Origin of the sequence: Dehalobacter sp. TeCB1 (assembly GCF_001707455.1) — a bacterium.
GTDB classification, from domain to species: Bacteria; Bacillota; Desulfitobacteriia; order Desulfitobacteriales; family Syntrophobotulaceae; genus Dehalobacter; species Dehalobacter restrictus.
Genome location: NZ_MCHF01000022.1, coordinates 39,377 through 55,604, shown reverse-complemented (window position 1 = coordinate 55,604; position 16,228 = coordinate 39,377). Strand labels below are relative to the sequence as shown.

General features: G+C 46.7%; 16 protein-coding genes. All 16 read left to right on the top strand.

Annotated elements, in window-relative coordinates; all coding sequences use genetic code 11:
* Position 1: 1 nt before the first annotated feature.
* The 16 genes from A7D23_RS06275 (at position 2) to ilvN (ending at position 16,100) form a co-directional block, all read left to right on the top strand.
* Entirely contained in the window at positions 2–817 is an 816-nt protein-coding gene (locus tag A7D23_RS06275; protein ID WP_019225933.1) for a 4Fe-4S dicluster domain-containing protein, read from the top strand.
* On the top strand, positions 817–1,497 hold the full coding sequence (locus A7D23_RS06270; protein ID WP_019225934.1) for a formate dehydrogenase subunit gamma: 681 nt from the start codon (positions 817–819) through the stop codon (positions 1,495–1,497). Before A7D23_RS06275 ends, A7D23_RS06270 begins: the two co-directional genes overlap by 1 nt.
* Positions 1,498–1,556: 59 nt before the next feature.
* On the top strand, positions 1,557–2,300 hold the full coding sequence (fdhE, locus tag A7D23_RS06265) for a formate dehydrogenase accessory protein FdhE (protein WP_051008276.1): 744 nt from the start codon (positions 1,557–1,559) through the stop codon (positions 2,298–2,300).
* Positions 2,301–2,430: 130 nt separating this feature from the next.
* Entirely contained in the window at positions 2,431–3,186 is a 756-nt protein-coding gene (locus A7D23_RS06260) for a YebC/PmpR family DNA-binding transcriptional regulator (RefSeq protein WP_019225936.1), read from the top strand.
* 125 nt (positions 3,187–3,311) lie between these two features.
* The gene (ruvC, locus tag A7D23_RS06255) at positions 3,312–3,809 is read left to right on the top strand and encodes a crossover junction endodeoxyribonuclease RuvC (RefSeq protein ID WP_019225937.1); all 498 of its coding nucleotides are present in this window, start codon (positions 3,312–3,314) and stop codon (positions 3,807–3,809) included.
* Complete coding sequence (gene ruvA / locus A7D23_RS06250) at positions 3,806–4,405, top strand: Holliday junction branch migration protein RuvA (protein ID WP_019225938.1); 600 nt, start codon at positions 3,806–3,808, stop codon at positions 4,403–4,405. The genes ruvC and ruvA overlap by 4 nt, the downstream gene beginning before the upstream one ends.
* A gap of 581 nt (positions 4,406–4,986) precedes the next feature.
* The gene (ruvB, locus tag A7D23_RS06245; protein WP_019225939.1) at positions 4,987–6,018 is read left to right on the top strand and encodes a Holliday junction branch migration DNA helicase RuvB; all 1,032 of its coding nucleotides are present in this window, start codon (positions 4,987–4,989) and stop codon (positions 6,016–6,018) included.
* 150 nt (positions 6,019–6,168) lie between these two features.
* Positions 6,169–7,527, top strand: coding sequence for a SpoIID/LytB domain-containing protein (locus A7D23_RS06240; protein WP_019225940.1), 1,359 nt, complete (start codon positions 6,169–6,171; stop codon positions 7,525–7,527).
* A 6-nt stretch (positions 7,528–7,533) separates the two neighbouring features.
* Positions 7,534–8,574 carry a tRNA preQ1(34) S-adenosylmethionine ribosyltransferase-isomerase QueA gene (gene queA / locus A7D23_RS06235; RefSeq protein WP_019225941.1) on the top strand — a complete coding sequence of 347 codons (1,041 nt, stop codon included), beginning with the start codon at positions 7,534–7,536 and terminating at the stop codon, positions 8,572–8,574.
* 92 nt (positions 8,575–8,666) lie between these two features.
* Entirely contained in the window at positions 8,667–9,788 is a 1,122-nt protein-coding gene (gene tgt / locus A7D23_RS06230; protein WP_019225942.1) for a tRNA guanosine(34) transglycosylase Tgt, read from the top strand.
* Between the two features lie 185 nt (positions 9,789–9,973).
* Positions 9,974–10,339 carry a preprotein translocase subunit YajC gene (gene yajC / locus A7D23_RS06225; protein ID WP_019225943.1) on the top strand — a complete coding sequence of 122 codons (366 nt, stop codon included), beginning with the start codon at positions 9,974–9,976 and terminating at the stop codon, positions 10,337–10,339.
* A 193-nt stretch (positions 10,340–10,532) separates the two neighbouring features.
* The gene (secD, locus tag A7D23_RS06220) at positions 10,533–11,774 is read left to right on the top strand and encodes a protein translocase subunit SecD (protein WP_019225944.1); all 1,242 of its coding nucleotides are present in this window, start codon (positions 10,533–10,535) and stop codon (positions 11,772–11,774) included.
* Positions 11,775–12,773, top strand: coding sequence for a protein translocase subunit SecF (secF, locus tag A7D23_RS06215; RefSeq protein WP_019225945.1), 999 nt, complete (start codon positions 11,775–11,777; stop codon positions 12,771–12,773).
* 253 nt (positions 12,774–13,026) lie between these two features.
* The gene (locus A7D23_RS06210) at positions 13,027–13,758 is read left to right on the top strand and encodes an MBL fold metallo-hydrolase (protein WP_019225946.1); all 732 of its coding nucleotides are present in this window, start codon (positions 13,027–13,029) and stop codon (positions 13,756–13,758) included.
* Between the two features lie 150 nt (positions 13,759–13,908).
* Complete coding sequence (ilvB, locus tag A7D23_RS06205; RefSeq protein WP_019225947.1) at positions 13,909–15,600, top strand: biosynthetic-type acetolactate synthase large subunit; 1,692 nt, start codon at positions 13,909–13,911, stop codon at positions 15,598–15,600.
* A 2-nt stretch (positions 15,601–15,602) separates the two neighbouring features.
* Positions 15,603–16,100: an acetolactate synthase small subunit gene (gene ilvN / locus A7D23_RS06200; protein WP_019225948.1), complete on the top strand. Its 498-nt coding sequence runs from the start codon at positions 15,603–15,605 to the stop codon at positions 16,098–16,100.
* Positions 16,101–16,228 lie beyond the last annotated feature (128 nt).

The following is a 16,228-nucleotide window of genomic DNA, read 5'->3' as shown; positions in this document are numbered from 1 at the left end:
GATGGCAAAAAAAATGATTTTGGTGGACGGATCCAAATGTACCGGCTGCAAAGCCTGTTCAGCAGCCTGCAAGGAATGGAATGATCTTCCGACTGAAAAAACCTCTCTCGTCAAAAGTTATCAGAGTATGGCCGGTTTTACACCAAACACCTATACGTATGTAACATTTGAGGAAAAGTATGAAAATAATAACATGCACTGGCTGATGCGCAAGGCGCAGTGTTTCCACTGCGAGGATCCCTCCTGCCTGAAAGCGTGTTCTTCAAGTGCCATATCTAAAACAGATTCCGGGTTTGTGGTCATTGATCAAGATAAATGTATTGGATGCGGGTACTGTGCGCAGTATTGTCCATTTCACGTGCCGAAGGTTGACGAAAGCACCAAAAAGGCGAACAAATGCACCGGCTGTGTTGCGAGAGTAGAAAACAATCTTTCGCCGTCTTGTGTAGCAATTTGCCAACCAGGGGCCCTGTCCTACGGTGATTATGATGCAATGATGGCTACAGCCCAGGCCCGGTTGGCTGAAGTTAAAAAGAAGTTCCCCAACGCTAATCTTTATGGTCAGAATGGGCAGGCAGGTACAACCTACCGCTATATTTTGCTCGATGCACCTGCTGCCTATGGACTGCCTGAAAATCCATCGACCGATTTATCGCTTTATCTATGGAAAGATATTATCCGGCCGATTGGCAAAATTGTGATGGGAGGCGCTGCTGCGGCAGTTGTAGCTGGAGTAGTGATTAATGCGGTCAAGGGGAATTATCAAAAAGAACCTTTTGAAGACCACCATCAAATGAAGAAGGAGGAGAAAATGTAATGGCTGTTCAAAAACCAAATTCACCTCGAGTTCCCGGCAAAATTCTACGGTTTACCAAAGGGGAAAGATTGAGCCATTGGGTTCATGTCGTAAGCTTTTTTGTTCTCCTCCTTACAGGGTGGGGAATATTGTCCGAATTTTTCCGGCCGACCTTAATGATATTTGGTGGCGTCGATGTTTCCCGGATCCTCCACAGGGTTTTTGCCGTGATCTTTGTGGTGGTCATTGTGGCTATGTTTTTTGTCAAAGACCCGAAATATCACTGGGAATGGCTACGTTCTGCTTTCCGGTTTACGAAAGCGGATATCCAACATATCATGGCTTTTCCTAAGGAGTTTTTTGGAGGACACGCCAACTATCCGGCCCAAGGTAAGTTCAGCGGCGGAGAAAAGATTAACTCTCTGATTACGATCCTGGGTTCCGCATTCATCATCTTGAGCGGATTTATCATGTGGTTCCCTCAGGTTTTTCCTGATCAGTTGGTCCGGATAGCTTATCCCGTTCACGATCTGGCGATGTTTATGATGGTTACAGCATTGATGGGACATCTCTATTTGGCTTTGCTCCACCCAGTATCAAGGGTTGCTCTGGAGGGTATGGTAAAGGGATACGTTCCGGAAAAATTTGCGCAGGCGCATCACGCCGCCTGGTATGAAGAGGTCAAGGAGCAAGAGAAATAGTCGAAAGCCGGAACCGGTACGGTGAAATCATTTGGACACTGTCTTAACCTTTGGGAGGGATGTACTTGGGTACTGAAAAGACCGATGGAGGACAAGCAACAAGTTTGTCTGCTGTCAAAGAGAATTATTTAAAAATGAGAGCAGAGATCACTGCCTGGCAAAAAGAAAACAACCTGAAGGATTTGAAATTACCGTCGAGATCCGGGCAGTATCCATTATTCACCATCAATGATTTGCCGGAAAACGCCATCATTGATTTATGGGACAGGTTGAACATTGTTGCGGAAGAAAAGATAGACCACTCCAAACTTGCCGTTCTCCAAGATGAGTTCAGCGCAGGTCGTATTCAAGGAAACGAACCTCTTTTCAGCCGTCTGAGCTTAGCAATAGCTGGGGTAGCTCAAGCGGTATATCAGCAACTGCCTATCTCTGCAAGTGTGGATGATCAGCCAATGTGCCCATGTCCGGTTTGTGGTGAAGATAATCTTATGACAACATTGGATGCGTTGAATGGAAAACGCTTTCTACATTGTCTTGTCTGCGGAAACGAGAGGCCAATAAAAATATCGGGCTGCATACACTGCGGCAGTGAAAATTCTTCTCAACAAACGTATCTCAATTCTGCCGAGTTTCCTGGAGTGGAGGTTGTTGTCTGTTTAGATTGCGGCCAATATTTTAAAGAAATCGATTTGCGCGAACGGAGAGTCGAGGATTTAGATTGGGAGAATATACGTACACTGCCCCTTCATTACGCAGCCGAACAATGGATTTTAAAGAACAGACCGACAATGAGCTTAAACTGAATAGCCGGCCACCGCATTCATGACTAGACGAGAAAATCAGGTGATTTGGAAGATCACCTGATTTTTTTTTGCCTGAGCTCCCGCTACATGGTAAAATATATAGGCTATAATGTATCAGGGAGGAATCATTGTGTCAGGTCATTCCAAATGGGCAAATATTAAACATAAGAAAGCCAAAACCGACGCCATTAAAGGCCGGATTTTCACAAAATTAGCCAGAGAGATCATGGTGGCCGCACGTGCGGGTGGTGCAGACCCGAACGGGAACTTTAGGTTAAAAATTGCGATTGATAATGCCAAGGCAGCCAACCTGCCGAATGACAATATTCAGCGCGCGATCCAAAAAGGTGCCGGAGCAGGGGAAGGCGCTAATTATGAAGAACTGCGTTACGAAGGCTATGGTCCCGGCGGAGTAGCGATCATGGTGGAGCTGATGACGGACAACAGGAACCGGACAGCATCAGAGATGCGTCATCTTTTCTCAAAAAACGGCGGCAACCTTGGAGAAACCGGCAGTGTCAGCTGGATGTTCACAGAAAAAGGACAGCTTGATGTACCGAAAGAAGATTTAAAGATGGATGAAGATGAAATCATGCTTCTGGCGCTTGAAGCAGGTGCAGAGGATGTCGCGTCTGAAGATGAGAGCTACGAAATCTTCACCGAGCCGGACAGCATGCAGGAAGTCAGACAGGTGCTGCTGGATAGTAAGATACCGATTGAAAATGTGGCCATCAATCTGATTCCGGTCAACCGCGTCGAGATTGCCGATATTGAACAAGCGAAAAAGATCATTAAGTTGATTGATTCGTTGGAAAGCCATGATGATGTTCAGAAGGTCTATACAAACTTTGATCTTGCCGAATCACTGGAAGATGCTGATCTCTAAACCGTATCTTCCGCCTCGATAGAACGAATTTAAAATTGAACATGGTACAGGTATAGGACGATAGGTACGATAAGCTTGACAAGATACTGGAATAATGGAATGCGGATCACAGAAGGAGCAAGAAGATGTTAATTCTTGGCATTGACCCGGGAACCGCCATTATGGGGTATGGATTAATCGAAAAAAATGGCCAAAAGCTTTCCCCGGTCACTTATTCCTGCTGGCGGACTCCGTCTGACTTGCCGATGCCGGATAGGCTCAGAATGCTTTATGAATCTCTGGAGGATTTCTTGGGAGAATATTCACCTGATGTGATGGCTGTCGAAGAATTGTTTTTTAACCGCAACACTACGACGGCAATTACGGTTGGACAGGCCAGGGGAGTCATTCTGCTAAGCGCTGCCCGCCGAAATATTGAAGTATCCGAATATACACCCTTGCAGGTCAAGCAGGCTGTGGTCGGATACGGTAAAGCAGATAAAAAGCAGATACAGTATATGGTCAAGGCAATCCTGTCGCTGCAGGAAACGCCTAAGCCTGATGACACGGCTGATGCACTGGCCATCGCCATATGTCATGCGCACAGTATGGGACGTCGGATAAATGGAGGAATGTTTAAATGATCGGAATGCTGCGGGGGACTGTGTGGACGGCCGAAGCGGACCGCCTGGTACTAGATGTCGGCGGCGTAGGCTATTTACTCCATGTTCCGGTAAGTTCAATGGTAAAGATCAGGCAGGGGGAAGAGACTGTCCTGCATACCCATTTAATCATGCGGGAAGATGATTTGTCTTTGTACGGCTTTTTGACCCGGGATGAAAAAGAGCTGTTTCTGCAGCTGCTCAGCGTAACCGGGATTGGTCCAAAGGCAGCACTGAGTATTTTGTCGGCTTTTTCTGTCAGTAAGATCAAGACGGCGATCGTCTGTGAGGATGTTTCTCAATTGACCGAAGTCCCCGGAATCGGCGGCAAAACTGCGAAGAGAATCATTCTGGAACTGAAAGAAAAGATCAAGGATGTTGATATTAAAGCCGGAACGGAAGATCTAGGCTCCTTTATTCCGGCCAACGATACCCTGGAGACACTGCTGGCTTTGGGCTTTTCCCGCTATGAAGCGCGTGACGCCCTGACTAGGGCGGAAAAGAGAGGACTGTCTTCCATGGAGGATCAGCTCAAAGAAGCACTTCGCTTATTGGCAGGACCATCAGAACATATGTGATACCCTTTGATATACTCGTACATGATTCCCAAATTACTTACACAAATTGTTGCTTATCTCTATATCTAAAACCATAATCAGGGCAAGTCTGTGGGCCACAATACCGCTTTTCGGCCGTTGTGCCATCCGTGGCACGCCGCTCCTTGCCGTCCATGGCACCGCGGCATTAGGCCATCCGTGGCCGTCAAAAGGCCGCGCTCCGCATCGTGCTCCGCTCACAGCGGAACTGTGGCCCCCAGACTAATCTTAGGTTTCCAAGCAGGTTGGCATGTTGGAAAGTCAGAATGAAGCTCATTCCTGTTGTAAAATAACATTTGACTACTACAACGATTCAGAAGCATAAACTTTGAAATTAAGCTTTTACTAGCTCCAGACTAAGTCTCCGTAATGGAAGACCGGCGTCAAGCGGAGCATGGATGCGCAGCGCGGCTTTTTGACGGCCACGGATGGCCTAATGTCGCGATGCCATGGATGGCAAGGAGCGACTCGTCATGGATGGCGCAATAGCCGAAAGCGGTCTTCCATTACGGAGACTTTACCCGAGCAATTTAAAAAAACATTGATTTGAAGGAGGAGAAAATTTGGAAAGAGTCATCACTTCCCTGGAGCGTCCTGAAGACCGGGAATTCGAAGCCTTAAGACCGGGCAGGCTGATGGAATATATCGGACAGGCAAGTATCAAAGAAAACTTAAGTGTCTTTATCCAGGCGGCCCAAAACAGGGGAGAGGCTCTCGACCATGTCCTTCTCTATGGTCCGCCCGGACTCGGCAAGACCACGCTGGCCAATATCATTGCGGCCGAGATGGGGGTCAATATCCGGACGACTTCCGGACCGGCGATTGAAAGGCCGGGAGATTTGGCGGCACTTTTGACATCACTCGAACCGCGCGATGTGCTGTTTATAGATGAGATCCACCGTCTAAGCAGGACAGCGGAAGAAGTCCTGTATTCCGCGATGGAAGATAACTGTCTGGATATCGTGATCGGTAAAGGGCCAAGCGCCCGTTCTATCAGGCTGTCCCTATCTCCGTTTACGCTGATCGGTGCGACGACCAGAGCCGGGCAGCTGACGTCTCCTTTGAGGGACAGGTTCGGGGTTATCAGTCGGCTGGAATTTTATACGACGGAGGAACTGCTGCAGATCGTCGTCAGGGCTTCCCGGATTCTGAAAGTGGATTTGTCATCGGACGGAGCGGAGGAGATTGCCAAGCGTTCCAGAGGGACACCGCGGGTCGCCAACAGGTTACTTAAAAGGGTAAGGGACTATGCGCAGTTCTGGGGAAGCAGGATTGTTGATTCTCAGACGGCAGCCAAAGCAATGGATAAGCTCGAAGTTGATCCGATGGGCCTGGACAGTCTGGATCAGAAAATTCTGCTGGCCATTATCCGGAATTTTGACGGAGGACCGGTCGGTCTGGAAACGCTGGCTGCTACTGTAGGTGAAGAGGCCGAGACCCTGGAAGATGTTGTGGAACCATTTTTGCTGCAGAGAGGTTTCCTGCAGCGGACACCAAGAGGAAGAATGGTAACGAACCAGGTCTACAGCTATTTTGGATTGGATCTTCCAGCGAATGTACAGACGGGACTTTTTTGTGAATCAGAAAGTAAATAGCTTTCTTGATTCATTTAAGGGCAAAATTTAGGCTTTCGCCAGCGTCAAAAGCTTGGCGTAAGCCAAGCTTTCTATAGGAAAATTATTGAATATACTGAACGATAGTTGGGCAATCTGTTTAACAGCCGGATAGTGAAGGAGTCGATTCGAATGTTTTTCCATGGCTGCGGTGTTAAACAGAGCGCTTTTTTGTCTAAAGCTTTTTGCCTATTATTTACTGTAATGCTTTTTTTGATTACCCTGACACCGAATGCAGCGCTTGCAAGGGAGGTAACTGTGAAGCTTGTCTGGCAGTTTCCTGAAACCGGCTGGTTGGAAATTGAAGTCAGAAAGGGCAGTTATACCCTCGACTATAATGATGTTAGCGTCAGTTTAACAGCCGGGGACCGCTGCCAGATCGGACAGAGCAGTATGGCAGATTTCCTGGCTGTCGGCGACCAGTTCGTGATTCTGGAGAAAAATAAAGTTAAGTTTACTTCTCAAGATCAGGGCGTTTTCCGGGTCAGAGAACCCGAAAAGGATTGGATCAGCTACCGCGGAAATCTTTCCATTGTGAAAGAAAACGGTTGCTGGAAGCTGTATAATTCACTTGAGCAGGAAGACTACTTGAAAGGCGTCGTTCCGATAGAGATGAGCAATGCCTGGGCCGCAAAAGGTTTCGAAGCCCTGAAAGCGCAGGCGGTCGCCGCAAGGACATATTTGCTGAAAAATATAAACGGTGGTGTTATCACGGATTCACCCGATATCCATCAGGCTTACCTCGGCAGATCAGTGGAAGGGGAAGCCAGCCAGGCGGTGACAGCAACGACGGGAGAGGTCCTGACTGATCAGGATACCGGCAGACCCATTTCAATTTTCTACTCTTCACATAACGGTGGTTATATGGAGGCCCCCCAGAATGTCTGGCAGAATCAGGACGCTCATTATACGTCCACTCCAGATCCGTTTTCCAACGGCATTGGAGGCTATACCGATCACTGGAGGTTTGTAATTGCCGCGGATGTTCTTGGAGAAGCTTTTGATCTCGCCCCGGTAAGACAGGTGAAGCTGGCGAAATATGTATCGGGCCGCGTATACCGTGTCGTGCTTCAAGACTGGTTAGGCAACGAAAAATTGGTATCCGGCGGAGATTTCGTTCGCAAGTTTTATCCTGAAGGACCTCTTTCAAATGATTCTTTCCTTGGAAGACTATTTCAGGTAGAATATATCATGCCTGTACTTCAGAAAAATACCCCGGAGACTCCGGAGATTTCTTTGACTGGGAATTCTTTGGCAGGGACCTCTGCGGAAGAAGGCACTGGTCCGCTGCTCTCCAGGATCAAAAGCTCCAATGACGGTATAGCAGAAAAACCTGGGATATACGGTGTATTTGTTTTCAACGGCAGGGGCTGGGGACACGGCGTAGGGATGTCCCAATGGGGTGCCTATGATATGGCAATGCAAGGTTATTCTTATCAGGATATCCTAAACTATTACTACAAAAATATTGATTTGGTGAAAATGGAGTAGCAGAGAATGAGGTTGGAGGATTTTGATTACGACTTGCCGGAAAGGCTGATTGCCCAAACGCCGGCAGAACCGCGGGATTCATCAAGGCTGATGCTGGTGGATAAAGCCAAAGGTGAAATATTTCATTACTTATTCCAGGATATTGTACAATTCTTCAATGCGGGAGACGTACTTGTCCTGAACAAGACCAGGGTGATTCCGGCCAGATTAATTGGGCAAAAAGAAGGTACCGGAGCAAAAATTGAGGTGCTCCTGCTGAAGAGAATAGACAGGGACCGCTGGGAAGTCCTGGTTAAGCCCGGCAAAAGGTTAAAACAGGGTCAAACCGTTGTTTTCGGGGGAGGACTTTTGCGCGGAGAACTGATCGGAATTCTTGACGACGGAAACAGGATCATTCATTTTACGTATTCCGGCTTGTTTGAGGAAGTCCTGGACAGTCTCGGCGAGATGCCTCTGCCTCCATATATCACAGCAAAATTAAACGATAAAGAGCGGTATCAGACTGTTTATGCCAAAGAAAACGGTTCGGCCGCGGCACCTACTGCAGGCCTGCATTTTACGGAAGAGCTGCTGCAGAGGATTAGGGACAACGGAGTCGAGGTTCTTGAAGTCCTGCTGCATGTCGGGCTGGGAACGTTTCGGCCGGTGAAGACGGAAGAAATCACCGAACACCAAATGCACACGGAGTATTTCAGCATAGATTCTGAGACTGCCGCCAAAATCTCTCTGGCCAAAAAAGAAGGCCGCAGGGTGATTGCGGTTGGGACAACCGTAGTCCGGACGTTGGAATCCGCAGCGGGACTTTGTCAGGATGCTTCCGGGAATGTGCTGTCCGAAACTGAAGGATGGACGGATATTTTTATCTACCCCGGATATCAATTCAAAATTGTCGATGCCTTAATCACGAATTTCCACTTTCCGCGCTCGACACTGCTGATGCTGGTTAGTGCATTTGCAGGCCGGGAAATGATTTTGGAAGCGTATCAGACCGCAGTCCGTGAGAAATATCGTTTCTTCAGTTTTGGGGACGCCATGTTTTTAGTTTAACATGGGAAAAATGCACGTATTCTAGTTCCGGTTGACACATGGGGAAGACCATGTTTCCGGGTTAATTTCACAAAAAGAGAGGAAGAAATGTTTTGGCGGCCGTTAAACTGGAAATACTAAAGAAAGACACCCGTACCAAGGCCCGTCTGGGAAGACTTCATACGCCTCATGGCATGATAGAGACGCCTGTGTTTATGCCGGTGGGAACTCAGGCTACCGTAAAATCTGTCAGCCCGGAAGAACTGAAGGCGCTCGGAGCCAACATGATCTTAAGCAATACCTATCATCTGTTTTTGCGTCCGGGTCATGAACTGATTAAACGCGCAGGCGGCCTGCACAAATTTATGAACTGGGATGGCGCGATTTTGACCGACAGCGGGGGGTTTCAGGTTTTCAGTCTCGGGGATTTACGGAAAATCACCGAAGAGGGAGTGGAATTCCGATCCCATCTTGATGGCTCCAAACAATTCTTAAGTCCGGAAAAAGCGACGGAAATTCAAATCGCTCTTGGTTCGGATATTGTGATGGCTTTTGATGAGTGCACGCCGTACCCGGCAAACCGGGAGTACACGAAAAAATCCGCTGAACGGACCTTCCGCTGGTTGAAGCGCTGCAAAAATACGCTGCCGACTACAGAAAAGCAGGCACTTTTCGGCATTGTTCAGGGCGGAATGTATGAGGATCTCCGCAAACAAAGCGCTCAGGAAATTACCGAACTCGATCTGCCAGGGTACGCGCTGGGAGGCTTGAGCGTCGGCGAACCTAAAGAAATGATGTACGAAGTGCTGGATTATACCGTTCCGCTGCTGCCCGAAGCTAAACCAAGATATCTGATGGGTGTGGGTTCACCTGATGATTTAATCGAGGGTGTCATGCGCGGCATTGATATGTTTGATTGTGTGCTGCCGACGCGTATTGCCCGAAATGGGACAGCAATGACGAGGTTTGGCAAGGTTGTGGTCCGTAATGCCACATATGCCGATGATTTTACGCCGATTGATCCTACCTGCAGCTGTTATACCTGTCAGAATTATTCCCGGGCGTATATCCGGCACCTGATCAAAGCGGATGAGATTTTCGGACACCGGCTGATGACGATCCATAACTTGCACTTTCTAACCCATTTAATGAAAGAGGTCCGCCAGGCGATTGCCGAAGACCAGCTTCCGGAATACCGGAAACAATTCTTTGCGGACTATGGTTATAAAAAATAAGACAATCATATGAAATGTATGTACAGATAATAAAGTTCTGAAAACTAGCTTAGAAATTAAGTTAAAATAGAAAAATTTAAATAGAAAATAATCTGAATACATGCTGAATTTGCGGAATAAAGATGATATAATGAAATGAAGTATGCATATTTAGGTAATTTACAATTAAGGGGGATTCTTTACTTATGGATCAAACCACGACAACGATGATGTATTTTGTACTATTTGTAGTTATGATTATCTTTATGTTTGTTTTGCCGAGCAGAAAGCAGAAACAAGAGCGGCAGAAACTGATGGAGTCCATTAAAATGAAGGCTAAAGTCACAACGATTGGCGGGATATTGGGCACCATTACCAAAATAAAAGAAGATACGCTTGTCATCAAGATCGCCAATAACGTTGAAATTGAAATACTGAAGTCCGCGATCAAAAGTGCTGAAGGCGGCAAAGATACACCTGTCAAGAGTAATAAGAAGAATAAGCCTGAACCTGAAGAAGAGGTTGAAGAGACTGAAGTAATCGATGAAGACAACGATGCTGAGGTTAAATAATAAACTGCGTTAAACAACAGTTCTGATTACGGAAATTTGTTATTGGCGAAGTTTGAAATCTATTGCATAGTATCCAAATATAAGCAAGTGCTGTAACACTTGCTTATAGCTTTGAAATTGACACCTCAAATGCAAAAGGGATATAATGATGCTTGTATGGGCAAGTCCCTTTATTCTATTAGGAGGAAAAAGAATGAAACGGGGAAATACTTTAAAACTTGCAGTAACTGTCATTCTCGTTGCTGTTGTCGTTTTCTTTTCGATTCAGCCGCTGACGAATTCTGAAACCGGGATTCCGTTAGGACTTGATTTACGCGGTGGCGTTCATCTGGTTTTACAGGCTGAACCGGGTAAAGATGGCGCAGCGATTACCAACGACGATATGGATAAAGCAAGGGCTGTCATTGAAGAACGTGTTAACGGGCTCGGAGTATCCGAACCCTATATTCAGACGAACTATGATAAAAAAAGAATTATTATTGAATTGGCCGGAGTCGCTGATCCCGATGAGGCTGTTAAAGTTCTGCAAACAACCGCTAAGCTGACTTTCCGGGATCCGGATGGAAATATCCTGATGGACGGCTCCATGCTGAAGAATGCCCAGGCAGCGGTCGATACTTCCAGAGGTCGCACGGATTATGTCGTGCAAATATCGTTTACTTCTGAGGGTACCTCAAAGTTTGCGGATATCACAACGAAATATCTCGGTCAAAAGATTGGTATCTATATGGATGAGAGGAAGATCCAAGATCCGGAAGTTTCTGTGCCGATTGTGGACGGGCAAGGTCAGATCCAGGGCTATTCGTCGTTGGAAGAAGCAGCCCAGTATGCTGTTATGTTCCGTTCCGGTGCATTGCCGGTCAGCATGAGCATTGTTGAAAAAAACCAGGTGGGTGCGCTTCTAGGTGCGGATTCTTTGAATAAGAGTTTAAATGCGTGCGTCATTGCGCTTATCTTTATTTTCTTATTCATGCTGGTGCTCTATCGTTTACCAGGGTTGGTCGCTGACTTTTCGCTTATCGTTTTTTCGGTGATTGTACTCTGGGTCTTATACGGAATCGGGACGGTTCTTACTTTGCCAGGCATAGCAGGATTTGTCCTTTCTATTGGAATGGCCGTCGATTTGAATATTATTGTCTACGAAAGAATCAAGGAAGAACTAAAGCTTGGCAAATCGCTGCGGGCTGCCGTGGATGCCGGATTCAGCCGGGCCTTCATTACGGTGTTTGACTCCAATATTACGACCATTTTTGCTGCCCTGGCATTATTCCTGCTCGGGTCTGCTTCGATCAAAGGTTTTGCAATTACGTTGATCGTCGGTATTGTTGCGAGCCTGTTTACGGCCATCACGTTTACCCGCTGGGTTATGCGCTGGATTGTCGGAATCAACCCGCGAATGAGCAAATGGCTGTTTGGCGTAAAGGAGGTAAAATAAGTGGCTGACAAGTATAAAGACAAAAAAACACCTAAAAATGCGGCCCCGGTCGTTACCCCTGCCGCCAGCGAGGCCAGTTACGATGATGTCAAACAGGAACATAGATTATATTTTAATATAGTAAAAAAACGCTATATCTGGTTTGCGCTTTCTTTGCTTCTCTTGATTCCTGGTATTATTTCGCTTTGTACGCAAGGACTGAATCTCAGCATCGACTATAAAGGCGGTTCGATGTTCAATATTCAGTTTAACGAAAAAGTAACCCAGGCGGATATCAACCAGGCCATGGATTCTGTTGGGCTGACCGGTAGCGTACAGCTGACAAATGGTGACATTTCGGCTATCGTCAGAACGGAAGCTTTGGATCAGACCAAGAGGGACGAGCTTCTGGCGGCAATTCAGAAACAGGCTGGAACGTTCGATATAAAAAATGTTGAAGAACAGCTTGTTCAGCCTGCTATCGGCAACGAACTGAAATCGGGAGCGATGAAGTCGCTGGCTGTTGCGTCTGTTTTGATCCTGATTTATGTTTCGTTCCGTTTCCGTTTTGTTTATGCTGTCTCGAGCGTCATTGCGCTTCTGCATGATATACTTATTACGTTGGGCTTGTTCTCAATATTCCAGTGGGAAATTGATGCAGCGTTCATCGCGGCAATTCTCACCATCTTTGGTTATTCGATTAATGATACCGTCGTCATCTATGACCGTATCAGAGAGAATGAAAGACGCATGAAAAAGAAAGACAGCTTCAAGGATATGGTGGACAAATCTGTCTGGCAGACGATGGGCCGTTCCGTAAAGACTGTCTGCACCGTGCTGATTGCTCTGCTCGCGATCTTCCTCCTGGGCGGAGAATCGACCAGAACCTTCTCCCTGGCAATGATTATCGGCGTATTCTTCGGTGCCTATTCATCCATTTGCATTGCCAGCCAGCTTGTCGTTGAGATCAAAAAGAGAACAAGCGAAGACAATAAGAAAGATAATCCGGTCGAAAGCTAAATTTACGCTATCATTTGAGGACCCCGGATTTTCCGGGGTCTTTTTGACATTCATGGAGAAGTTAATGCTGCCGGAGCAGTACCAAGGACAGCAAAGAGAAGCGTTTTTGCTGATATAATTCATACATAATTACATAATACTAGTCTCCATAATGTATAGACAGCGTAAGCGGAGCATGGATTGCGCAGCGGCTATACATTATGGAGACCAGCCCAACTAAGATACCACATACGCTTAGAAAGGACGTGGAATAATGAAGCTAACAGTTCTGGGCTGCTGGGGAGCATATCCCGAAGCAGGAGAGGCGACATCAGGGTATCTTCTGCAGACAGGCAGGCATAAGGTCCTGTTGGACTGCGGCAGCGGGGTATTGGCAAATTTATGGAAGCATGTTTCCCACGAGCAGATCGACGCGGTTTTTATCTCCCATTTTCACCATGACCATACGGCAGACCTCGGATGCCTTTTGTATGCGAGTAAATTTGCGTTTGCGTTCAAGAAAAGAACAAAGCCGCTTCCTGTTTATGCAAGTAATCAGCCGGGACGTTTTAAGGAATTAACCTTTGGTGAATATAGCAACGGTATCGAAATAAAGCCGGATGCGGTTCTCAATCTTGACGGCTTGAAAATATCCTTTGCGCCAACCGTTCATGATGCCTACAACCTGGCAATGAAGTTCGAATATGCCGGCAAAGTCCTGGTCTATACCGGTGATCTTGGGCCTGCATCTGATTTAAGCCGGTTTGAGGGCGGAGCAGATTTGTTGATTACTGAATCAAGCCTGTATGCCCATGAAACCGGCTTATTCCAGGGGCATTTGACTTCTGTCGAAGCTGCATCCCTGGCAAAACAACTCGGGGCGAAAGCACTTCTGCTGAGTCATTTTCCGCATATTGGTGAGACGGCCAACCTGGCTGCGGAGGCTTCCCGGTGTTATGCCGGCAAAATCTATCTGGCAAAAACCAATCTTACAGTAGAATTTTAATTGGAGACAGTGTGCGTCCTTCATTTAAGTTAATAAACAACAAGTAAGTTAATAAACAACATGAGCAATGAATAGACTGAACTGATATAGTTCGTGCATTTATTTGTGTTCTGTACTATAATACATACAAGAGAGAGGAGAGATAGCAGAATGAAAATGACCGGAGCACAAGCAATCATCGAATGTCTTAAAAAGGAAGATGTACAAGTCGTTTTTGGCTATCCCGGCGGATCGGTCTTAACTTTGTATGATGCGCTGTATATGTCTGAATTTCCTCATGTTCTGCCAAGGCATGAACAGGGCGCAATCCATGCTGCCGACGGCTACGCCAGGGTAACCGGCAAGGTCGGCGTGTGTATGGCGACTTCCGGCCCCGGGGCCACGAATCTTATCACTGGAATTGCTACAGCTTATATGGATTCTGTCCCGCTGGTGCTGATTACCGGTCAGGTTGCCGTACCTTTTTTAGGGCGGGATTCCTTTCAAGAAGCGGATATACGCGGGATTACAACCCCGATTACCAAACATAATTACCTGGTTAGGGATGTCAGGGATTTGCCGAAGACCGTGAAAGAAGCTTTTTATATTGCACGTACGGGCCGTCCGGGTCCTGTTTTAATTGATATTCCGAAAAATATCTTTGCTGAAGAAATAGATTTTGAGTATCCCGCAGAGGTTAATTTAAGAGGTTATACCCCGATCTGTGAGGGAGATAGCCAGACGATGAATGCCGTATTTGACGAGCTTAAATTCGCCCAAAAGCCTTTGTTTTTTGTCGGGGGCGGCCTAAATCTGTCGGACACTTCTGAGATCATGCGAAAAATAGTAGCCTATACCGGGGTGCCAACGGTCTCGAGCCTGATGGGGCTGGGCTGCGTCTCGAGCGATGATCCGCATTTTTTTGGCATGATCGGGATGCACGGCACGTATGCCGGGAATATGTCCACCACCGAGACGGACCTGCTGATTGGGATCGGCGTGCGTTTCGATGACCGGGTCACAGGACGGTTGGATCAGTTTGCTTCTAACGCTAAAATCGTGCATTTTGATATTGATCCGGCTGAAATCAATAAAAATGTCCGGGCAAATATCCGGGTGATTGGCGATTTGCGTTGGACACTCGAGAAGTTCTATCAAAAACTGCAGGAGAAACCTGCCCAAGAATGGAAGGATCAGTTTAAACCGTGGCTGGAAAAGCTGTCTGGCTGGAAAAAAGAAAAACCGCTCACGTATAAAAAGGATACAGATGAAATACTGCCACAGCCTGTGATTGAAAAGATTTGTGAAATCACAGAAGGAAATGCAGTTATGGTTACGGATGTAGGGCAAAATCAAATGTGGACCGCCCAGTTCTACGGTTTTAAACACCCAAGATCCCTGCTGACTTCCGGAGGACTTGGAACGATGGGTTACGGCCTTCCGGCTTCCATGGGAGCCAAGGTCGGGGAACCAAATAAGAAGGTCATTTGCATATGCGGCGATGGAGGCTTTATGATGAATTGCCAGGAGCTGATGACGATTGCCGACTTAAATTTGCCTGTCAAAGTCATGATCTTAAATAACCAATCCTTGGGGATGGTTGCCCAATGGCAGCGGGAATTTTACAACAGCCATTATGCACATTCCTGTATGAGAACGAAAGCAGATTTCGTCGAGATCGCCAAAGCGATGGGCGTTCCTGCCGTCCGTCTTGATAAGAAAGAAGAAATTGAAGCTGTACTGAAAAAAGCAATCTTCTCGGAAGGCCCATTCCTGGTAGATATCCGTATTCCTGAAGAAGAGGATGTTTTGCCGATGGTTCCGACCGGGGCCGGTTTAAACCAAATGATATTGGGGGGCTGAAAATGAAACATACCTTAGTCGTATTGGTGGAAAATAAACCGGGTGTTTTGACCCATGTTTCCGGGTTGATCAGCCGCAGGAATTTTAATATTGAAAGCATTAACGCCGGCTATACCGAGGAAGCCGACATGTCCAGAATCACTATTGAGGTTGATGCCGATGATGAATATGAATTGGAACAGGTTGTTAATCAGCTCTCCAAGCTAATTGATGTGATTAAAATCATTGATCTTACCGGAAAGGACAGGGTACACAGAGACCTGGCCTTAATCAAGGTGAAGGCTTCGCCGGAGAACAGGGCGGAAATTGTAAACCTTGCCGAAATCTTCCGGGCCCATATTGTCGATGTTAATAAAGAGACTATGATCATCGAGTTGACCGGTGAAGATGTCAAAATTGATGCGATTTGCGAACTGCTTGATGACTACGGAATCATCGAAATCGTCAGGACCGGCAAGATAGCCATCTGCCGGGGACCAAAAGCCGCCAAAGACGTCTAACCAAATATTGAATTGCAACTGCGGATCCCAGATGGTCTGTAGTTGCTGTCATATTCGTAATAAACGAGGCCCCGGCGATGAAGAAGGGATAAGCGTATGTATGTAGAAAATTTGTTAAGACTAACTCA